This is a genomic window from Sphaerisporangium krabiense, assembly GCF_014200435.1.
In the GTDB taxonomy this organism is placed as follows: Bacteria; Actinomycetota; Actinomycetes; order Streptosporangiales; family Streptosporangiaceae; genus Sphaerisporangium; species Sphaerisporangium krabiense.
The window spans coordinates 1,847,950-1,868,720 of sequence record NZ_JACHBR010000001.1; the positions used below are offsets into that span (position 1 = coordinate 1,847,950).

The window sequence follows — 20,771 nt, forward strand, 5'->3', positions numbered from 1 at the left end:
CAGTGAGCTCGCCGGCCGGGTTCACGTCGACGAGGGCCGCGCGGGAGGGGCGTCTCTCATCCGCTGGATCGCGGGTGACCTGGCGAGCAGGACGCTGCCGTACAGCATCAGGGCGACGCCGACGAGTTCGGCGGCGATCCAGGGGCCTCCGCGGAGTCGTTCGTGGAAGAGCGTGGTGCCGTAGAGAACGCTGGCCACCGGGTCGCTGATGGTGATCGCCGGTTGGGCGGCGATCAGGGAACCGCTCTGGTACGCGTTCTGGAGCAGGAAGAAGCTGCATATGCCGGTGGCCACCATGGCGTACGGCTGCCAGGACGTCAGCAGGGCGGACGGGTCGCCGCGGAGCACGATCGTGCTCTTGCGCATGAACGTCGCGGTCAGGGCGAAGCCGATACCGGCGGCCACGCCGAGGGTGGCCGCCCGGCCGATCGGACCGGCCGTCCTGCTCACCAGGATCAGCCCGGCCACGGCCAGTACCGTCGCGCCGCCGGCCAGCGCCCACTCCACGCCGGAGATGGCCGCCCGGCCGCTGGTGGTGGGCGCCGCCGTGAGCAGGAACAGGACCAGTCCCCCGGTCAGCGCCGCGGTCGCCAGCCAGGACTGCCGGTCCACCGTCGCCTTGAGCACCAGCGAGATCCCGATCATCGTGAGCGGCAGCTCGACGACCAGGAGTGGCTGCACCAGCGCGAGCGCGCCGAAGGACAGGGCCGTCGCCTGGAAGACGAAGCCGGCGATGAGCGCGGCCACGCCGCCGAGCCACGCCGGGCGGTGCAGCAGGGCCCAGATCAGCGCGGGCCGGAAGGCCATGCTCTGCGGCATGGTGCGCGCCTCGCGCCGCTGCAGGATCGACGCCGTCGCGTTGCTCACGGCGCAGAGCAACGCGAAGATGACCGCGATCATACCTGGTCCATGCCGGCGCAGGACGACGCTGCGTCACCCCCGGCGGCGATCGTTGCGACCGTGTTCACGTTGCCTGGCCCCGACTTCACGCGACGTCGCCGAAACACTCATCGCCATGGCGGCGCCACCGTCGGAACGCGTGCGAGGCTTCGCCGGTGGCCGGACGAGCCTGCTGTCAGGCGTCTCAGCGTGCCATGGACCTACCCGGTCCATGATCCACGAAACGTGGCCCTGTCCTGCTCGGCCGAGGTACCCGGCCGTCGGAGCGCAGGCCCGGCGGGCGCTTCGCGGGGTCAGTGGCCGCCGGTCAGCTCACCGGACAGGGTGGTGTGCATCTTGGCGCTGGCCTCGTTGAGGCCGACGATCTCGACGGTCTTGCCCCGGGCGGCGTACTTGGTCTCCACCGCGTCCAGCGCGGCCACCGACGAAGCATCCCAGATGTGCGCGTCCGACAGGTCGATGACCACATGGCCGGGATCGCCGGCGTAGTCGAACCGGGTGACGAGGTCGTTGCTGGAGGCGAAGAACAACTGGCCGGTGACGGCGTAGATGACGTGACCGCCCTCGGGGTCGGCGGCGGAGGTGACCTCGGCCAGGTGGGCGACGCGGCGGGCGAAGACGACCATGGCGGCCAGGCTGCCGACGACCACGCCGATGGCCAGGTTGTGGGTGGCGACCACGACGGCGACGGTGACGGCCATGACGGCGGTCTCCCCGATGGGCATGCGCTTGAGGGTGGCCGGCGCGACCGAATGCCAGTCGAAGGTGCCGACCGAGACCAGGATCATCACCGCGACCAGGGCGGCCATCGGGATCTTCGAGACCAGCGGGCCGAAGACGATGCACAGGATCATCAGGAAGGCGCCGGCGCAGAAGGTGGACAGGCGGGTGCGGGCGCCGCCGGACTTCACGTTGATCATCGTCTGGCCGATCATGGCGCAGCCGCCCATGCCGCCGAAGAAGCCGGTGACGATGTTCGCGATGCCCTGGCCGATGGACTCGCGGGTCTTGGAGGAGTGGGTGTCGGTCAGGTCGTCGACCAGCTTGGCGGTCATGAGCGACTCCATCAGCCCGACCAGGGCGAAGGCCAGCGCGTAGGGGGCGATGAGCGTCAGCGTGGCCGAGGTGAAGGGCACGTCCGGCAGGCCGGGCACCGGCAGCGCCGACGGCAACGCGCCGCGGTCGCCGACCGTGGGCACGGCCAGGTGGGCCCCGATGGTCAGCGCGGTGAGCGCGACGATGGAGACCAGCGGGGCGGGGACGGCCCTGGTCAGGCGGGGCAGCGCCACCATCAGCGCGAGCGCGCCGCCGACCAGCGGGTAGACGATCCACGGCACGTCGATGAGCTCGGGCACCTGCGCCATGAAGATCAGGATCGCGAGGGCGTTGACGAAGCCGACCATGACGCCGCGCGGGACGAAGCGCATCAGCCTGGCCACGCCGAGCGCGCCGAGCAGGATCTGGATGAGGCCGCCGAGGATGACGGTGGCGACCAGGTAGCCCAGGCCGTGCTCGCGGGCCAGCGGGGCGACGACCAGGGCGATGGCGCCGGTGGCCGCGGAGATCATGGCGGGGCGGCCTCCGGCGACGGCGATGACCACGGCCATGGTGAAGGAGGCGAACAGGCCGACGCTGGGATCCACGCCGGCGATGATGGAGAACGAGATCGCCTCGGGGATGAGCGCGAGGGCCACGACCAGGCCGGACAGGATCTCGGTGCGGGCCACCGAAGGCGTCAGCCAGGCGGGGCGTCCGGGCCGCGGCCGGGTGACTGCGGACGGTCGGGCGGGCACAGATGAGCTGGGCAACAGGCGTCCTTACATGGAGCGGGCCCGCACGGGGCGGCGGGCGGCATGCCACCGGCCGTGGCAGGGAAAAGACGGCCGGGCAGAGGGCTACGGAGCGCGCCCGAGTCGAAGAGGGCGGCAGGCGGTGCTAACGCGGGCAGGTCACGGCGGGCAGCAGGCGGCGGCGATCACAGGCATGCGCGCGTCGATGTTCCTTACCTCGTGATGGGGCGGCACTCGGCCGGCACCGGTGCGTGTCGTCGGGGGGACCGGGTGTGCCAGGGTGGGGTATGTCCGGTCTTTGTCGGAGGGCGGCAGTGCGGCACCGCCATCGGCAACTCTACCCTAACGTTAGGGTAGAGATTCGGCGGGGCCGGGCATGACCGCCCGCACTGCCGTACCTGGCTGAGCAGTGAGGTCATGCGAAAGATGGACGGAACAGCGTCTTCCACCACCAACGACGAGGGTGCGCCTTCGGCGGGCAGAGATCACCTGCACATCGGGCAGGTGGCGGCACGGACCGAGCTGTCGCTGCGGACCATCCGGCACTACGACGAGGTGGGCCTGGTGCGGCCCTCGGCGCGCAGCCAGGGCGGCTTCCGGCTCTACACCGAGGCCGACGTGGCGCGGCTGATGGTGATCCGCCGGATGAAGCCGCTGGGCTTCACGCTGGACGAGATGGGCGAGTTGCTGGCCATCACCGACCGGCTCGACGCGGGCGGCACGGCAGGCATGGAGGCGGCCGAGCGCGAGCAGTTGCTGGTACGGCTCGGCCGGTTCGAGCAGGCCACCCGCGAGCGCTGCGAGGCGTTGCGCACCCAACTGAGCCGCGCCGAGGAGTTCGCCACCGACCTGCGACGACGCTCCGGCCAGTTGTCCGCCGACTCTCCTTGACCGGCGTCCTTCCGCGTCGGCCTGGATGTTCCGCAGCACTTCCCCTACGACCCGAGGACCTCGGCGCGCCGCCGGCGTGACCACACCCGCCGTACGCCTGACGGCAGGAGCCCGAACCGGCACAGAGGGCCGACACCGCCCCACTCCCAGCTCGCGCGGATAGGAATCCGTCACCTGTAGGAGCGGGCGACACCATTCCGATGTCACTCACAGCGATGATATTGATACTTGTTGTAGCCAGCCGAGATCACCCGGTCGCCACCTCACGAGAAGGACCTCTCCAGGAAGCGCACTGCTCTGCCGCTGGGGGCCGGACCACCCGTGTCCTTCGACCGTGAGCGTTGACATAAGGAGTCCATGCTGTGAAACCACGCGTCCTCGTACCGCTGGTGGTGGCTCTCCCGCTCCTGATGGCATCGGCGCCCACGCCGGCCGTCGCCGAGGCCACCCGCCGGGCGGCGGTCCAGGCCGCCCTGGACGCGATCGTCGCGGCCGGGGCCCCGGGCGCGCTGGCGGAGACCCGTGATGAGAAGGGCCGCTGGATGGGCGCCGCCGGCACCGGTGACCGCCGTACCGGTGGCCCCGTCCCGCAGAACGGGCGCTGGCGCATCGGCAGCGTCACCAAGACCTTCGTCGCCGCCCTGGTCCTCCGGCTCGCCGCGGAGAACAAGCTCGCCCTGGACGACCCGATCGGCCGGCACCTGCCCGGCCTGCTCCCGCGCGGCGACCAGATCACCGTCCGCATGCTGCTCAACCACACCAGCGGCGTCGCCGACTACGCCACCACCTTCGACGAAACCCCGGCAGGGTTGCGCCGCCTGGCCACCACCGCCTACACGCCCAAGCGACTGATCGACATCGGCGCCGGCCTGCCGCCCACCTCCGCGCCCGGCGAACGCTGGGGCTACTCCAACACCGGCTACGCCGCCCTCGGCCTGCTGATCGAGAGGGTCACCGGCCAGAGCCTGGCCCGCGCCCTGTCCACCCGGGTGTTCTCCCCCCAGAGGCTCCCCGGCACCTACCTGCCCACGACCAGCCGCGACATCGCCGGAACCCACCTCCACGGCTACATGCGCGACGAGAACAAGCGCCCCGAGGACATCACCCGCTTCGACCCCTCCAACGCCTGGGCCGCCGGAGCCGTGATCTCCACCGCCGCCGACGTCAACCGCTTCTTCGCCCTGCTGCTCCACGGCCGGCTCCTCCCCGGCGGCCTGCTCGCCCAGATGAAGCAGACCGTTCCGGTCGCGCCCGGCCTCGCCTACGGCCTCGGCCTGATGAAGCTCACCCTTTCCTGCGGCGCGACCGTCTGGGGGCACAAGGGCCACATTCCCGGCTACGCCACCTACAGCTTCCACGACGACCGGCGCGGCATCACCGTCACCGCCACCGCCCTGCCCGCCTCCGACGACAACGCCGTCGACCAAGCCATGAACCAGGCCCTGAACGCCGAGTTCTGCCCCTGAACGAACGCCGCCTCCGCGGCGAACACTCTCCAGGCGAGCGATCGGCCCGCCGCGCTCACGCGCCTTTCCGTGATCGGGCGTTGCTACGCTCACGAGCGTGGCGATCAGGAATTCGCACTGCTCCTTCTGCGGAGCGGCCTACGCGCCCGGCCTGCCCTGGCCGAGGACCTGCCGGGAGTGCGGCAACACCGGCTATCTCAACCCCCTGCCGGTCGCGGTCATGGTGCTTCCGGTGGACGACGGCGTTCTCGTGGTCCGCCGGGACGTCGAGCCGCGCCGTGGCCTGCTCGCCCTCCCCGGCGGCTTCATCGACATCGGCGAGTCCTGGCAGCAGGCCGCGGCGCGGGAGCTCCGCGAGGAGACGGGCGTCGTCGTCGACGCGGCCGGCGTGCGGCTGTTCGACGCGGTCAGCGCGCCCGACGGCACCGTGCTGATCTTCGGTCTCGGCCCGCGCACGACCGCGGACGCCCTCCCGCCGGTCGTCCGCACCGCGGAGACCAGCGAGTGGCTGGTGCTCAACGGCCCTGAGGAGCTGGCGTTCCCACTGCACACTCAGGTCGCGGCCCGCTACTTCGACTCGGGCCGGTCGTCGGAAGCGTAGAGGCCGCGGATTGATCAACGAATGCGCCGCGAGATCGCATAGCTGGATTCGCGTATTCGATCCCTCCGTTCGATATGCCTCTCCAGACCCTCTGAATACCTCGTCGGGTAATGGTGAAGCCCGGCGGGAGCGTCCGGTAACCATGCCGAGCGCAGGGCGCAGAATTCTCAGCGAAGTACCGGCCAGGTCGTTATGCTGGGATACGCCCGGAGTATTCGGAGGCGTGGGACGCCTTACCGGCGAAATTCTCGGAGGGTCGCATGGAAGAGACGACCGATCCGCGAGTGAGCTTCGCCCGCCGTTTACGGGCCCTGCAAGAGGCGACCGGTCTTTCGATCCGGCGACTGGAGGTGGAGAGCGAGCGCACGCCTCGCCGCCGTAAAGAGGAGAGGATTCGCCTCAAGCGCAGCACGATCGCCGGAATGACCAACCAGAAAAGCCCGGTTCGCCCTGGATTGGCGAATTTCGAGGTTTTTGTCGATACCTGTCTGCGTATCGCGGCGGAGAACGGCATCGCGCTCCCGCCCGGCCTCGGCGACCCGCGAGCCTGGGACGAGGCCTACCGCGACCTGCGCGAGCAGGTGGACCGCCATCCGCGCCGCGCCGTCCCCCGCCCTGGGCCCGCCCGCCCTCCCACGGCCACGGCCATCGTTCCCGGCCGCACCGACGCGGCGGACGACGGCCGCGATACGCCTGCCGCGCCCACCAGCATGACCGATGTGCCGGACGTGCCGCGTCCCGCGGAGGTGGCGGATGTGCCCGAGGCGGTGCGGGAGAACGGCCGGATCCCGCGCCGGCGCGTCCTCTTCGTCGCCGGCGCGGCGCTGGTGGCGGGCGCCGGCCTGGCCATCCCCGCCTGGTCGTACGGCCCCTGGTCCGAGGACGCCGAACCCGGTCCCGCCAAGCCCGGTCCCGCCAAGCCCGGCGCCGGTTCCTATCGTGGCACCGGCACGCTGCTCAGCCTGGCGCTCGCCGAGGAGGACCCGGTGTGGTCGGTCGCCGTCGGCGTCCACAAAGGCGAACTCGTGGCGCTCGCCGGCCGGGCCGACGGCACGGTGCAGGTCTGGGACCCGGTCAACGGCAAGGCCCGCAGCGCCCCCCTGACCGGACACGCCAAGCCCGTGTACTCGATCGCGATGCGCGCCCCTCTGGCGGTGTCGGCCGGCGTGGACGGCACGCTGCGACGCTGGGATCTCGCGGCCTACCCGCCGGCGAGCACCCGCATCGGCCGCGGCGAACCCGGCGGCGGAGTCAACGGCGTCGCCCTGGCCACCGTCGGCGGCCACACCGTGGCGGTGTCGGCCGGCGACGACCGGACGGTGCGCGTCTGGGACCCGGCGCTCCCTGGTCGCACCGGCGAGATCCTCGGCGGGAGACTCGACACCGAGGTCAAGAGCATCGCCGCCGGCACCGCCAAGGGCAGGCCGATCGCGGTGTCCGGCGGCGCGGACGGCACCGTGCGGCTCTGGGACCTGACCACCCGGCGTCCGGCCGGACTCCTCGGCGGCCATGACAGCACCGTGGGAACCGTGGCGATCGGCACGGTGAACGGCGGCACCGTCGCGGTGACCGGCAGCGAGGACGGAGTCGTCCGCGTGTGGGACCTGAGCGGAGCCGAGCCCCTGGGCAGGATGCTCGGCGACCGGATCCACAGCGCGGTGAAGTCCGTGGCCATCGGGACGCTGGACGGCGCGACCGTGGTCGTGGCGGGCAGCGACGACGCCGCCATCCGCGTGTTCGCCCTGGGCAGCGGCCACCCCTACGGCGACGGCCTGACCGGCCCGGAGACCGCCGCGGAATCCATCGCGATCGGCCGGCTCGGCGACAGGACCGTCGTCGTCTCCGGCCACTGGGACGGCACCCTCTGGGCCTGGTCCCTGTGACGCCGATCCCTGTCTCGACCTAGCCCGACCCCGGGTGTCCGACGCCGCCGGACACCGTGGAAATGCCCGGCGCACATGCTCCGACCTGCGCGTCGCCGGAGCCGCGCGGGAAATGCGTCCGGTTCGATGGCCGGACACCCGGGCCGCGCCCCATTCTCGAACGGCACTTGGGCAATCCATCGAACGGGGAAGGCATTCCATGGATCCGAACATCCACCAGATCACGCACGGCCGGCTCGACCGTCGGCGGGGGGCCGTGAGGCGGACGATGCTCGCCGCCGCCTGCGCGGCGGCCGCCGCCACGACGCTGATCACAGCGCCGCAGACGGCGTCGGCCTCGGCGTCCGGCACCCGGGCCACGGCGGCGGTCTGCCGCCTGGCCGTGGAGGGTTATGTCGAGGACCGCTGGCTGTCCTTGGGCGGCCAGGGCGGCCCCCTCGGCTGCCCGATCAACCAGCAGTACCTGATGGAGGGCGGAGGCGTCCGGCAGCACTTCCAGGGCGGCCAGATCGCGTGGTCGCCCCGGCAGGGCGACAAGATGACCGTCGTGGCCACCCAGTGGGACGGCTACCTGCGGTTCCGCTGGGGCTCCACCGCCCCGTTCCACTACGACTACTTCGTGGTCTCCTGGTACATCCCCGGCACGAGCTACCGGGGCACGTCCAAGATGGCGGGAGGCACCTCCGGCGCGTTCAAGATGCGCCGCAGCACCAACCGCCGGTACGTGTTCTCGGTCGTGGGCTGCGATACACGCTTCCTCGCCTCGGACGTGTGCCGCCAGGGCTACACCACCCAGGTCAGCACCACCGGCGACGGCTGACAACGGGACGAGCCAAGCGGCCAGGGGCGCTACGGCGAATATCCGACCGGTTGGGCATGGCTCGCCAACCAGTCCAGCGGCAAGCGCGTCTTTCTGCCGTCCCGTCCCGACGCAGGAGGAAGCGATGTCGCAGCAGTACGGCGGACCACCCCAGCAACCGCCCTATCCGCCGTACGCCCCGTATCCGCCCTATCCGCCGCCGAAGAAGAAGCGCCTCGGCGCCGTCTTCTGGATTCTCGTCGTCGGACTCCCTCTGATGCTCCTGGTCGGCTGCGTGGCGGTGGTCGCGAGCCTCTCCTCGATAGACCCCGAGAAGAGCACCACCACCACGCAGGCGGCTTCTTCGCCCGGCGCGCGCGAGGCCGAAGACCGCGGAGCCGACGAGGCCGCGGAGACCGAACCGACCGCCGAGCCGGAGTCCCCGCCCCCCAGTCCTGTGGCCAAGCCCAGGACCTACCGGGGCGTCGGCACCAGAGTCCTGAAGATCAAGCCCACCGAGGAACCGGGTCTGGCGACGATCAACCACCGTGGCGGCTCGAACTTCGTCGTGCACACCGTCACCCAGGAGGGCGAGGAACAAGACCTGCTGGTCAACACCATCGGCGACTACCGGGGTACGGTCGTCTACAACATCGACGCCGGCACGCAGACCTCCGCCTTCAAGATCACAGCCGATGGGGCATGGACGATCGTGCTCAGCCCCTTGGCGCTCGCCCGGACCTCGGCGGGCGATCGGCTGAAGGGAGCCGGGGACGACGCCGTCCACATCGACCCGGCCTACAAGGGCCTGGTCAGCGTGCGGGTGCGCCACACCGGCACCTCCAATTTCGTGGTGTACGCCTTCCACGGTGACGGCGAGGAGGAGCTGCTGATCAACGAGATCGGCCGCTATGACGGCGAAGTGCTGATGCCGGACGGAACATTCCTGCTGGTCATCAAGGCTGAAGGCGCCTGGTCGATGCGCAGGACCTGATCTGGTCGACGGGCGCGTTCACGCACCGGCGCAATCCTGAGGGTGCGGTGACTCCCCGTCCGGCTTCGCGGAGCATCAAGAGGCGTGCAGGTACAGACATGGAGGGCGGTGGGGGGCGGTCGGTACGTTGGGGGGCGCCGTGCCGGTGGTCGTGCCGGGCGGCGTACCACCTGCATGATCGGAGTGACACCGTGAAGAACACCGACATCGTCGCCGCCCACTACGCCGCCTCCGCCCGGGGCGATCTCGACGGCATGCTGGCCCCGTTCGCGCCCGGCATCCGCTGGACCGAAGCCGAGGGATCGCTCTACGCGGGCACCTACGTGGGGACGGACGCGATCGTGGCGAACGTCTTCGCGCCGATCGGCGAGCAGTTCGAGGGGTTCACCGTCGAGATCGGCGACCTGCTCGACGCCGGTGACCACGTGGTCGCGCTTGGCCACTACTCGGGAAAGCACCGGGGAACGGGCCGCGCCCTCCGGGCGCGGATGGTGCACGTCTGGCGGTTGGAGGGCGGCAAGGTGGTGGCGTTCGAGCAGATCGTGGACAACGCGCCGTTCAACGCCGCCGTGTCGGGCTGACCGCCGCCGGCGCTCAGGACGCGCGGCGCTGCCGGTAGGCGCTCGGCGAGAGGTCGAAGGCCGCCTTGAAGATGCGGCTGAAGTGGGCCGCGTCCAGGAAACCCCACCGAGCCGCCAGCGCCGCGACGGACTGGTGGCAGTGCAGCGGATCGAGAAGGTCGCGGCGGCAGCGCTCGAGCCGCCGCGACCGGATCCAGGTGGCGACCGTCGTCCCCTCGGCCCGGAACAGGTTGTGCAGGTGCCGGGTCGAGATGAAGTGGGCCGCCGCCACCTTGGCCGGACACAGGTCCGGGTCGCCGAGGTTGGCGTCGATGTAGTCGCGGATCCGGTCGACGAGCGTGTGGTTCGGGTTTCCCGTCTGGTGCGCGGTGCCGAGCTCGTCGGCGAACATCGTCGTCACCAGGTCCAGGGCGTTGTGCGCCAGTCGCAGCCCGCTGCCGCCGGAGAACTGGTCGAGGTTCTGGGCCAGGTGGACCAGGAAGGGGCTGATCATCCGGCCGAGGCCGGTGTCGCCCGGCATCCGGACGGCGGTCAGGCGGCCCACGGCGTCGACGGGCAGATCGACCAGCGTGCGCGGGAACATCACGATGAGCGAGCGGAAGTCGCCGTCGTGGGTGAGCGTGTACGGCCGGCTCGTGTCGTAGATCGCGAGGTCGCCGGGAGCGAGCACCGCCTCCCGGCCGTCCTGGATCAGCAGGCCCGTGCCGGAGAGTTGCAGGCTCAGCTTGAAGAACGCGGCGGCGTCCCTGCTGATCAGCGTCGAGGTGCGACGGACGGTGTGGCTGGACGCGGCGATCTCGCACAGGGACACGTCGGAGAGCACGCGGCGGCGGATGCGGCCGCGGAACTGCCGCGAGCCGTCTCTGGTCACCCCGAGGGAGACGAAGGACCGAGAGACGAGGTTCTGCCACTCATCGAAGGACGACGCGACGGAGACAGCGAGGTCATTGGCGGTTGAGGTCACCCTGCTCCTCCTTGCCAGAAGGTTCCACTGCGCTATAACGGCAGGCCAAGAAGCCAGGTCGTGTTACCATATATGATCGCGTGCGAAAAAGGGACCCATCGATCCCATCGGAAATACGGCCAGGTCAGCGGCCGGCGACGGCCCTGACGAATCGGCCGGGAGCCTCGGCGGCGAATCGCCGGACCGTATCCCGGACGTGGACGGTGGGCGTCTCGCACATTCTCTCCCCCGCCCCATGCCGAGCCCGTGCGGCGAACCGCGACGTCGGCGCCCTGTACGAAGCGGCGCGAAAGCGGAGAGCGCCGCCCTCGGGGCCGCGCCCGGATCGCCCGTAGGGGCTTCAGCGTCGTCGCCGTGGGCACATCCGCGCCCTGGCCACTGGTGGACGCAGCTCTTCGCGCGTGGTCAACCGTCCTACGCGCATAGTCAAGCCGATCGCGGCCGTCGGCCCTCATGCTGGCGGAAGCTCTCGCCGACGTGGGAGCGCCGAGAGTGCACTCGAGCAGGAGAGGCGGCAGTGGCGACCAACGTCTACATCGACGGGACATGGGTGCCGGCATCGGGCGGCGTCATCCCGACCTGTGACCCCGCGACGGAGGAATTACTGGAGGAGGTCGGGTTCGCCGACGCCTCCGACGTCGATGCCGCCGTCGCGGCCGCGCGGCGGGCTTTCGAGGACCGGCAGTGGCGGTCGATGCCGCCGGTCCAGCGCGCCCGTCTGCTGTTCGACCTCGCCGACCTCATCGAGGCGCACGCCGAGGAACTGGCCGTCCTGGAGACCCGGGACCAGGGCCAGCCGGTCGGCATCTCCCGCGCCGTGAGCGTCACCGGGGCCGCGGAGCACTTCCGTTACTACGCCGGCTGGGTGACCAAGATCGAGGGCGCCACCTCGCCGGTCTCCTTCCCGGACACGCTGCACTACACGCGCCGCGAGCCGGTCGGCGTGTGTGCGCTGATCACGCCGTGGAACTTCCCCCTCATGATCCTGGCGTGGAAGCTCGCCCCCGCGCTGGCCACGGGTAACACCGTGATCATCAAGCCGGCCGAGCAGACCCCGCTCACCTCCATCCGGCTGGTTCAGCTCGCCGAACGGGTGGGCTTCCCTCCCGGGGTGATCAACCTGGTCACCGGCGACGGCTCCACCGGGGCGGCGCTCGCCGAGCACCCGGACGTGGACAAGGTCTCGTTCACCGGCTCGACCGAGGTCGGCCGCTCGATCGTGCGGGCCAGCGCCGGCAACCTCAAGCGGGTGACGCTCGAACTCGGCGGCAAGGCTCCCTCGATCATCGCCGCCGACGCCGACATCGACGCCGCGGTCGCCGGGAACATCGCCGGCAGCGTGCTCAACAGCGGCCAGGTCTGCGCGGCGTACACCCGCTTCTACGTCGATCGCAAGCGTGAGGACGAGTTCGTCGCCAAGCTCGCCGACGGCGTGAGCGGCATGCGCCTCGGCCCCGGCCTGGACGAGTCCACCCAGCTCGGCCCGCTCGTCTCCGCGGAGCACCTGCGCTCGGTGGAGCAGTTGGTCGCCACGGGGCCGGCGGAGGGCGCGGAGCTCGTCACCGGCGGGCGGCGCGCGGCGGACAAGGGATGGTTCTTCCAGCCGACGGTCTTCGCCGGGGTGAAGGACGGGATGACGATCGCCACCAAGGAGATCTTCGGTCCGGTCTTGTCGGTGCTCTCCTACGACGACGAGGACGAGCTGGCCGCGGTGATCGCCCGGGCGAACCAGACCGAGTACGGCCTGGCGGCGACGGTCTGGACCAAGGACCTCACGGTGGCGAACCGGGTCGCCGAGGGCATCCGCGCGGGTGCGATCTTCATCAACATGCCGTCGATCCCCGACATGGCCGCCCCCTGGGGAGGGTTCAAGGCCAGCGGCTGGGGCCGGGAGATGGGGTCGCTCGCCATCGACGCCTACACCGAGGTCAAGGCCGTCTGGTGCCACTACGGAAGCTGAGCGCGGACGGCCGGCCGGAGCACGGGTCTTCGGCGGCCGACCACGCTCGTCCGTCGCACGCCGCCCGCGAGGAGCGGGGAAAAGGCCCACTTTTGTGGTGACGAGTGCCTCGAATGCGGAAAGTCCGTTTCCTACGGTTTCCGTAGGTCAGCTGATTGAAGGAGATCAACATGTCAAGCCCCTATGAGCGGCTCTTCGTCCGGAAGATGCAGAACTGCGCCGACGATCTCGTGAACGAGGGCGCGAGCGCGGGCGTCGCCGAGCCGGACAACATCGGCGAAGCGCTCGCACTCGTCCGCTCGCAGGACGTGCCCGAGAGCCAGATCCACATGACCTACTGCTGGATCAAGGAGTGCAGCGAGCCTGTTCACTGGGTGAACGAGCACGTGCACGACTACGACGAGGTGCTGATCTGGACGGGGAACAACCCCGACGACCCCCACGACCTGGGCGCCGAGATCTACTTCGACATCGAGGGTCACCGTCACGTCGTCACCCAGAGCGGTTCGGTCTACATTCCGGCCGGCACCCGCCACTGCCCGCTGGGCTTCAACCGGGTGGACCGGCCGTTCCGCTTCAGCGCCCTGTCGCTGGCCCCCACCTACGCCAACCGGGACTACGTCCCCACCACGTCCGAGTAGAGGAACCGGTACTCGATCACGGCGGGCGGGCGCGGAGAACGCGCCGGCCCGCCGTTCGCGTTCCCGGGGGACCGCGGCCTCCCCGAGCCGGCGCGGACGTGGAACGCGAACGGCGCCGTCCCCGGCCTGGCGGCGGGGACGGCGCCGTTCGACGGCGGCGGGTCCGGTCACCCGACCGAGACGCCGCCGTAGAGGTAGGCCGAACGGCCGAGCACGTCGGGCTGCAGGCCGCGCACCCTGGTGGTGTAGGGGGTCAGGTCCTGCGAGGTGACCGCGATGATGCTGCCGCCGCGCTCCCACTGGATCTTCTGCAGCTTCTGGATGTCGCCGCACTGCTGGTCGGCGTCACTGCTCGCGAACAGGTCGGCGGCGATCTTGTTGAACTCCGGGTCGTCGAAGTGCGCCGCGTTGTTCCCGCCCTTGGGCAGCAGGTGGTCGGTGATCGCGTTGATCATGGGCGAGCTGGTGATGTTGATGATGAACGGCCACTCCAGCCACTTGTTCAGCAGCGTCGCGACGTCCATCTTCCGCACCGTGACGGTGACCCCGGCCTCGCTGGCCTGCTGGGCGAACAACTGGGCCAGCTCCATCATCCCGGGGAACGCCCCGTCGGTCACGAGCTCGACCTTGAGGTCGCTCTGCCCCGCCTCGGCCAGCAACTGCTTGGCCTTGGCGATGTCCTGGGCGCGCTGGGCCACGTCCGGCGCGGGACAGGAGCTGCTCACCCCGTTGTAGTCGTTGGCCGGCTTGGCGAAACCACCGAACGCGTTGCTGGCGATCTGCTCCCGGTCGACGATCAGCTTCATCGCCTCGCGGACCCGGACGTCCTTGAACGGCGCGATGTCGGTGCGCATGTCCAGCGACAGCACGTTCATGCTGTCGCTCTTCAGCACCTTGACCCCGCCGGCCTCAAGGGTCTTGGCGTCGGAGAAGGGGACGGACGGCGCGACGTCGATCTGCCCGCCCCGCAGCGCGTTGGTGATCGCCGTCTGGTCCTGGAAGAAGCGCACGTTGAGCGTGCCGAACCCGGGCTTGGTGCCCCAGTACGCGTCGTACCGTTCCAGAACGGCCTGCGCCCCCGGAGAGAAGCTCTTCACGGTGAACGGCCCGGTGCCGTCCACCTTGTCCTTGGTGGAACTCGCGCCGATCATCTTGAAGGAGCTGTAGGCCCACGCGGCGGCGAACGGGCCGAACGGGCGCTTCAGGTGGAACTCGACGGTCAGGTCGTCGACCTTCTTCTGCCCGTCCGGGTCGACGAAGTCGAGGTTCGCGGCGAAGGGATAGCCCTTCTCGGTCAGCAGCGACCTGACGCTGAAGATGACGTCGTCGGCGCCGAACGTCTTACCGCTGTGCAGCTTCACGCCGGGCCGGAGCTTGACGGTCCACACGTCCAGCTTCTTGTTGGGCGTCATGGACTCGGCCAGGGCGTACTTCACCGAGCCGTCCGGGGCGTACATGGTCAGCTGGTCGAGGGTGTTCTGCCAGAGCACCTCCTCGGAGATCGTCTGCTGCGGCGCGTACGGATAGAGCATGTCCTTCGTGCCCCCGACCACTCCGAGGCTGAGCTGCCCCGAGTCGCCACCGGCCGATTCCGCCCCGGTCTTCTCCGGCGGAGAGCAGGCGACTGTTGCGGCTGCGACGAGCATCAGGGCAAGACCTGGCGCACCCACCTTCCATCGCCGGCTGCGGCGTTGCCACGTTGACAAGCGCATTTAGGTCTTCCTCCTGAGGCTCGGTGTCTGGCGGAAACCGCCACGACGTCGGTTTCCAGTTGACGGAGTCAATCGCCAGACACCGGAGGCGTCTTGTGCGGCAGCGCACGAACCCTTGTCGTCGCGAGCACTCTGTCGTCCGGGCAGGCCGGAGGGCCGGGCCGGACCCGCGGGGCGCCGCCGGCGTGCGTTGCGCAACAACCGCATTGCACGCAGGTGCAAGACGCCGTCCCACCGGTCTGCTGGGATCGACATCGCCTTCGGGCACAGGTGAGGACGACGCGAAGGAACGGGAATGGTCGCGGAACTACCCGGTGCAACCCTGTCGGCAGGCCCCCGCCGCAGTCTCGCTCGACGCCGGTCCACGACCGTGCTCGGCCGGGTCGGGTGGATGGTCGTCCAGGCGGTCCTGATGCTGTTCGTGGTGTCGACCCTGGTCTTCTTCGCCACTCAGGCCATGCCGGGCGATGTCGCCAAGGTCATGCTCGGCATGTCCGCGACGCCGGAGCGGGTCGAGGCCCTCCGGCACCAGCTCGGCCTGGACCGTTCGCTCATCAGCCAGTACTGGCACTGGCTGAGCGGCGTGCTCCACGGAGACCTCGGCACCTCGCTGACGAGCGGACGGCCGGTCTCCCAGCTGCTCGGCGAGCGGCTGGCGAACTCCGCCACGCTGAGCGTGTTCGCGATCGTGCTGATCCTGCCCCTGTCGCTGCTGGTCGGCATCCTCGCCGCGCAGTTCAGGGACAGCGTCTTCGACCGCACGTTCCTCTGGACGTCGATGGTGGCCAACGCGCTCGCCGACTTCGTCGTCGGAACCCTGCTGGTCGCGCTGTTCGGCACCACCGTGTTCCACTGGTTCCCGCCGGTGTCGCTGATCCCGGCGGGGGACATGCCGTGGTGGCACCCGCAGGCGCTGACGCTGCCGGTGGCCACCTTGGTGATCGGCGGCGTGATGTACCTGTCCCGGCTGATCCGCGTCTCCTTCATCGACGTGCTCAACAGCGAGTACGTCGAGATGGCACGGCTCAAGGGGCTCGGCCCGACCCGGATCCTGCTCACCCACGCGCTCCCGAACGCGCTCGCCCCGGCCGTGCCCGCGGCGAGCCTGGTGGCGGCCTTCACCGTCGGCGGCGTGGTGGTGGTCGAGTACCTGTTCGGCTATCCGGGCATCGGGGCGTTGCTGATCGACTCGATCACCAACCGGGACCTTCCGGTCATCCAGGCCGTCGTGCTGGTGATCGCCGCCGTCTACTACTTCTTCAACCTACTGGCCGACCTGCTGCACACCGGCAAGAGCGGAGAGCGGAGGTGAGCACCGTGTCGGAGACCGTGGACGCGGTCGACCTGAGTCCGAGCACCCCGGATACCTCCGCGCCACGGCGGAACCGGCCCGGCGCGCTGCGGATCCTTCGCTCGGGGCAGGTGCGGCTCGGATGCGCGCTCGTCCTGCTGACCATGGCGTTCGCCCTGATCGGGCCGCTGCTGACGCCGCACGACCCGGCCAAGAGCATCGCGCTGCCCTACGCGGTGCCGGGCGACGGGCTGCCACTCGGCGCGGACCAGCTGGGACGCGACGTGTTGTCCCGCGTGCTGGCCGGTGGCTTCCACCTGGCGTGGATGGCGCCGACGGCGGCGATCGCCGCGGTGGCCCTCGGCGCGCTGGTGGGCATCGCGGCCGCCTTCTACGGCGGTATGACCGACATCGTGCTGATGCGGATCATGGACGTGCTGCTCGCGTTCCCGGCCCTGCTGTTCACGCTGCTCTTCGTCTCCGTGATCGGCCCCAAGCCGTGGCTGCTGGTGGTGCTGACGGCGGTCGGCATGACGCCCGGCGTCGCGCGGGTGATCCGCGGCGCGGCGCGACCGCTCAACGACCGCGAGTACGTCATGTGGTCCCGTACCGCCGGGATCCCCTCCCGGACCATCCTGCTGCGCTGCTTCCTGCCCAACGTGTCCTCTCCCTTGCTGGTGGAGCTCGGGATGAGGCTGATGTGGTCGATCGGGATCCTCGCCGCGATCAGCTTCCTCGGCTACGGCATCCAGCCGCCGGCCGCGGACTGGGGCCTGATGATCAGCGAGAACCGCACCGGGCTGGCGAACATGCCGTGGGCCGTGCTGGCCCCGGTCACCTGCATCGTGTTGTTCACGATCGGCGGCAACCTGATCGCCGAGGGCGCCGCCCGGGTGATCGCTCGTACCGAGGGGCGTGGCTGAATGAGTGCGATCGAGGTCCGCGGCCTGACCATCGCGTTGCGCGACGGAAGCCCCATCGTCAAGGACGCCTCGTTCGACCTGGAACCGGGTCAGGTCCTCGGCGTCGTCGGCGAGTCGGGCTCGGGCAAGAGCACCATGTCGCTGGCGATGCTCGGCTACGCCCGGCACGGCGCCCGGATCACCGCCGGTCAGGTGCGGGTCGACGGGACCGACGTGCTCTCGCTCGGGCCGCGCGCGCTGCGCCGGTTCCGCGGCAACGTGGTGGCCTACGTCCCGCAGGATCCCGCGACGGCGCTGAACCCGGCGCTGCGGATCGGCGTCCAGCTGGCGGAGGGGCTCGAAGGGGACGCCAAGGAGGTCGACGCGCGGATCCGCGAGGTGCTCGCCGCGGTCGGGCTGCCGTCGGACGACGCCTTCCTGCACCGCCGCCCCCGCGAGTTGTCCGGCGGCCAGCAGCAGCGGGTGGCGCTGGCGATGGCGGTCGCGCCACGTCCACGGCTCACCGTGCTGGACGAGCCGACGACGGGCCTGGACGTCACCACCCAGGCGCGGGTGCTCTCCCTGGTGGCCCGGCTCTGCGCCGACAACCAGATGGCGGCCATCTACGTCTCCCACGACCTCGCCGTGATCGGGGAGGTCGCCGACCGGGTCGCCGTGATGTACGGCGGCATGATCGTGGAGGAGGGTCCCACCCGGGAGGTCGTGGCCCGGCCCGCGCACCCGTACACCCGGGCGCTGCTCGCCGCCGTGCCCTCGGCCCGGGAGCGGATGCGGCTCACGTCGATCCCCGGCCGCGCTCCCGGAGTCCACGACAGGCACCCTGGGTGCGTTTTCGCCCCGCGCTGCGCCTTCGCGGTGGAGGAGTGCACCACGAGCGTGCCGTCGCTGATCGACCTGACGCCGGGCCACGCGGCGCGGTGCATCCGCGCCGAAGAGATGCCCGAACGTCCACGTCAGAACGCCGCCGCCCCCGCCTCCGCGGTGCAGGACGCCGCGCCGGGCGAGGCCCCGCTGCTGCGGGTACGGGACCTGACCGCCGGCTACCGCGACCGTCAGGTGCTCTTCGACGTCTCCTTCGACGTGGTCGAGGGAGAGTGCCTGGCCGTCGTCGGCGAGTCCGGCAGCGGCAAGACGACCATGTCCCGCAGCCTGATCGGGCTGCAGGAACGCTGGGGCGGCTCGGTCGAGCTCGGCGGGACGGCCCTCGCGCCGACCGCCGGCCGGCGCACCCAGGACCAGCGCCGGGCCATGCAGTACATCTTCCAGAACCCGTACGGCTCGCTCAATCCGCGGGGCACGGTCGGGGACAGCGTGGCCGAGCCGCTACGGCACTTCTTCGGGCTCGGCGCCAAGGCGGCACGGCTGCGGGTGGCGGAGCTGCTGGAGCGGGTGGAGCTTCCCGGCCACCTGGCCTCCCGGTACCCCGCGGAGCTGTCCGGCGGGCAACGCCAGCGGGTCGCCATCGCCCGGGCCCTCGCCTGTGAGCCGACCGTGCTGATCTGCGACGAGGTCACCTCGGCGCTGGACGTGTCGGTGCAGGCGGCGATCGTCGAGTTGCTGCGGAGCCTGCTCCACGACGGGCTCGGCATGGTGTTCGTCACCCACAACCTCGCCGTGGTCCGCAGCCTCGCCGACAGCGTGATCGTGCTGAGCGGGGGGCACGTCGTCGAGCACGGCGACACCGGCGCGGTTCTCACCGAACCGCGGCACGCCTACACCCAGGCCCTGCTCGCGGACACCCTGGAGGTGTCCGCGGCCGCCGGTTGACGACGCGCGGGGGAACGCGGCCATGCGTTCCCGCGCCCGCACGAAAGGACGAGGACCATGACCAGAGCCTCGCGCTCGCCGCTTCCCGTCCACGTGATCGAGGGAGGAGGGGTCCGGGACGCGCCGCAGTTCGAGATCGGCCCGGTGCTCAGCCACGGACCCCGGGAGACCGCGGCGATCCCTCACCGGCACGAGTTCCTGGAGATCCTCTACGTCCGCGAGGGACGGGGGACGCACGTCATCGACGGCACGGCGTACCCGATCGCGGCGAACCGGCTGTACCTGGTTCGCCGGGGGCAGGTGCACGCCTGGGTGACTCCGGAACCCCTGGACGGAACCGTGGTGGTCTTCGACGAGCCCTTCCTCGCGGGGCCGGGAGCGCCCGCCTCCGTCGACTTCAACCATTACCCGAACATGCTCTGCCCCGGCGCCGGGCAGATCCCGAGGCTCGAAGGGCTGCTCGCGGCCATGGCCGACGAGGACGCCGAGGGCGACGACCGCGCGGACCTCATCGTGCGGCACCTGCTTTCCGCGCTGCTCCTGCTGTGCCAGCGGTTCGACGGTTTCACCGCGCCCGAGGGATCGCGTGCCGGTCTCTCGACGGAACTCAGCGTGGAATTCACGAAACTCGTCGCGGAGCGGTCGTCCGCGACGCTCACGGTGCGGTCGGCCGCCATGCGCCTGGGGGTCACCTCGGGATATCTGCGTGAGGTGGTCGTCGCGCAGACCGGGCGGACACCGGGACAGATCATCCGCTCGGCGGTGCTGACCGAGGCGCAGCGCCTCCTCGCGAACACGGACATGACCTGCGCGCAGGTGGCGGATCGGCTCGGCTTCGAGGACGCCTCGTACTTCTCGCGGTTCTTCCGGCGCGAGGCCGGCGCGCCGCCGTCGGCGTACCGCAAACAGGCCCGCGAAAAGTACCAGGCTTGCCTCGGTGCATGAATGGGATCGGATATGAAGAAATTCGTACTATTGGCCTGACCCGCTGAGGATAGTGCGATTTCTGCGGATCCATGAACAAAGCCGAAACGCGGCAATGGCGCGATGAAGGGAATAGGAAATGAGCGGCAAGTACGACCACCTGTTCGTCACCAACTTCAAAGAGTGCGCGTCCGACATGGTCTACGAAGGTGACGTCGCCGGTCAGCGGCTGCCGCCGAACCTGAGCGAGCCGCTGGCCGCCATGCGCGCGGCCGACGTGGCCTCGGCGTCCACCTACATCACGACCAGCTGGGTGTCGCAGATCGACCACGAGGTCGAATGGGTGCGCGAGCACGAGCACATCTACGACGAGGTGCTGATGTTCGTCGGCAACGACCCGAACAACCAGAACGACCTCGGCGGCGAGGTGTACATGACGATCGAGGGCGAGAAGCACGTGTTCACCACGACGACCTCGGTCTTCATCCCCGCCGGCACCAAGCACTGCCCGCTCGGGTTCCACAAGGTCGATCGCCCGTTCCTGTTCTTCGCGGTCGCGCTCAGCGGCACCGGGAACTACATGCCCTAGTTGCAGGCCCGGACGGCCGGCGCACGTCGCCGGCCGGGGCCGGACGAGCGCGCCGGCCCCGGCCGACGACATCGCCCGGCGGAACGCGCCGAACC

18 protein-coding genes are annotated in these 20,771 nt (G+C 70.4%); 14 read left to right on the forward strand and 4 right to left on the reverse strand.

Features of this window, described 5'->3' with window-relative positions; all coding sequences use genetic code 11:
* Positions 1 to 21: 21 nt before the first annotated feature.
* The gene (locus BJ981_RS07985) at positions 22 to 900 is read right to left on the reverse strand and encodes a DMT family transporter (protein ID WP_184609437.1); all 879 of its coding nucleotides are present in this window, start codon (positions 898 to 900) and stop codon (positions 22 to 24) included.
* A 293-nt stretch (positions 901 to 1,193) separates the two neighbouring features.
* Positions 1,194 to 2,627, reverse strand: coding sequence for a SulP family inorganic anion transporter (locus tag BJ981_RS07990; protein WP_239139531.1), 1,434 nt, complete (start codon positions 2,625 to 2,627; stop codon positions 1,194 to 1,196).
* Between the two features lie 489 nt (positions 2,628 to 3,116).
* Here BJ981_RS07990 and BJ981_RS07995 point away from each other — a divergent pair, with 489 nt between their 5' ends.
* The 7 genes from BJ981_RS07995 to BJ981_RS08025 all read left to right on the forward strand — a co-directional run bounded on the left by BJ981_RS07995 (position 3,117) and on the right by BJ981_RS08025 (position 9,905).
* Positions 3,117 to 3,581, forward strand: coding sequence for a MerR family transcriptional regulator (locus BJ981_RS07995; protein WP_184609441.1), 465 nt, complete (start codon positions 3,117 to 3,119; stop codon positions 3,579 to 3,581).
* Between the two features lie 362 nt (positions 3,582 to 3,943).
* Complete coding sequence (locus BJ981_RS08000) at positions 3,944 to 5,047, forward strand: serine hydrolase domain-containing protein (protein ID WP_184609442.1); 1,104 nt, start codon at positions 3,944 to 3,946, stop codon at positions 5,045 to 5,047.
* Between the two features lie 97 nt (positions 5,048 to 5,144).
* Entirely contained in the window at positions 5,145 to 5,648 is a 504-nt protein-coding gene (locus BJ981_RS08005; RefSeq protein WP_184609444.1) for an NUDIX domain-containing protein, read from the forward strand.
* A gap of 422 nt (positions 5,649 to 6,070) precedes the next feature.
* Positions 6,071 to 7,531: a WD40 repeat domain-containing protein gene (locus BJ981_RS08010; protein ID WP_184609446.1), complete on the forward strand. Its 1,461-nt coding sequence runs from the start codon at positions 6,071 to 6,073 to the stop codon at positions 7,529 to 7,531.
* A gap of 199 nt (positions 7,532 to 7,730) precedes the next feature.
* On the forward strand, positions 7,731 to 8,351 hold the full coding sequence (locus tag BJ981_RS08015) for an LGFP repeat-containing protein (protein ID WP_184609447.1): 621 nt from the start codon (positions 7,731 to 7,733) through the stop codon (positions 8,349 to 8,351).
* 124 nt (positions 8,352 to 8,475) lie between these two features.
* Positions 8,476 to 9,324: a hypothetical protein gene (locus tag BJ981_RS08020; RefSeq protein WP_184609449.1), complete on the forward strand. Its 849-nt coding sequence runs from the start codon at positions 8,476 to 8,478 to the stop codon at positions 9,322 to 9,324.
* 191 nt (positions 9,325 to 9,515) lie between these two features.
* The gene (locus tag BJ981_RS08025; RefSeq protein ID WP_184609451.1) at positions 9,516 to 9,905 is read left to right on the forward strand and encodes a nuclear transport factor 2 family protein; all 390 of its coding nucleotides are present in this window, start codon (positions 9,516 to 9,518) and stop codon (positions 9,903 to 9,905) included.
* Positions 9,906 to 9,918: 13 nt separating this feature from the next.
* On the opposite strand, the gene BJ981_RS08030 is transcribed toward BJ981_RS08025, so the two are convergent.
* Positions 9,919 to 10,869: an AraC-like ligand-binding domain-containing protein gene (locus BJ981_RS08030; protein WP_184609453.1), complete on the reverse strand. Its 951-nt coding sequence runs from the start codon at positions 10,867 to 10,869 to the stop codon at positions 9,919 to 9,921.
* A gap of 517 nt (positions 10,870 to 11,386) precedes the next feature.
* On the opposite strand from BJ981_RS08030, the gene BJ981_RS08035 reads away from it, so the two are divergent.
* Both BJ981_RS08035 and BJ981_RS08040 read left to right on the forward strand, forming a co-directional pair.
* Positions 11,387 to 12,829: an aldehyde dehydrogenase family protein gene (locus tag BJ981_RS08035; protein ID WP_184609454.1), complete on the forward strand. Its 1,443-nt coding sequence runs from the start codon at positions 11,387 to 11,389 to the stop codon at positions 12,827 to 12,829.
* Positions 12,830 to 12,999: 170 nt separating this feature from the next.
* Positions 13,000 to 13,470 carry a cupin domain-containing protein gene (locus BJ981_RS08040; RefSeq protein ID WP_184609456.1) on the forward strand — a complete coding sequence of 157 codons (471 nt, stop codon included), beginning with the start codon at positions 13,000 to 13,002 and terminating at the stop codon, positions 13,468 to 13,470.
* 167 nt (positions 13,471 to 13,637) lie between these two features.
* On the opposite strand, the gene BJ981_RS08045 is transcribed toward BJ981_RS08040, so the two are convergent.
* On the reverse strand, positions 13,638 to 15,116 hold the full coding sequence (locus tag BJ981_RS08045; protein WP_184609457.1) for an ABC transporter substrate-binding protein: 1,479 nt from the start codon (positions 15,114 to 15,116) through the stop codon (positions 13,638 to 13,640).
* Between the two features lie 457 nt (positions 15,117 to 15,573).
* Here BJ981_RS08045 and BJ981_RS08050 point away from each other — a divergent pair, with 457 nt between their 5' ends.
* The 5 genes from BJ981_RS08050 to BJ981_RS08070 all read left to right on the forward strand — a co-directional run bounded on the left by BJ981_RS08050 (position 15,574) and on the right by BJ981_RS08070 (position 20,676).
* Positions 15,574 to 16,494 carry an ABC transporter permease gene (locus tag BJ981_RS08050; protein ID WP_221314671.1) on the forward strand — a complete coding sequence of 307 codons (921 nt, stop codon included), beginning with the start codon at positions 15,574 to 15,576 and terminating at the stop codon, positions 16,492 to 16,494.
* The gene (locus BJ981_RS08055) at positions 16,491 to 17,396 is read left to right on the forward strand and encodes an ABC transporter permease (protein ID WP_239139532.1); all 906 of its coding nucleotides are present in this window, start codon (positions 16,491 to 16,493) and stop codon (positions 17,394 to 17,396) included. The genes BJ981_RS08050 and BJ981_RS08055 overlap by 4 nt, the downstream gene beginning before the upstream one ends.
* On the forward strand, positions 17,397 to 19,163 hold the full coding sequence (locus BJ981_RS08060) for a dipeptide ABC transporter ATP-binding protein (RefSeq protein WP_184609461.1): 1,767 nt from the start codon (positions 17,397 to 17,399) through the stop codon (positions 19,161 to 19,163).
* Between the two features lie 57 nt (positions 19,164 to 19,220).
* Entirely contained in the window at positions 19,221 to 20,108 is an 888-nt protein-coding gene (locus tag BJ981_RS08065; RefSeq protein WP_184609462.1) for a helix-turn-helix domain-containing protein, read from the forward strand.
* A 118-nt stretch (positions 20,109 to 20,226) separates the two neighbouring features.
* The gene (locus tag BJ981_RS08070) at positions 20,227 to 20,676 is read left to right on the forward strand and encodes a cupin domain-containing protein (protein WP_184609464.1); all 450 of its coding nucleotides are present in this window, start codon (positions 20,227 to 20,229) and stop codon (positions 20,674 to 20,676) included.
* Positions 20,677 to 20,771 lie beyond the last annotated feature (95 nt).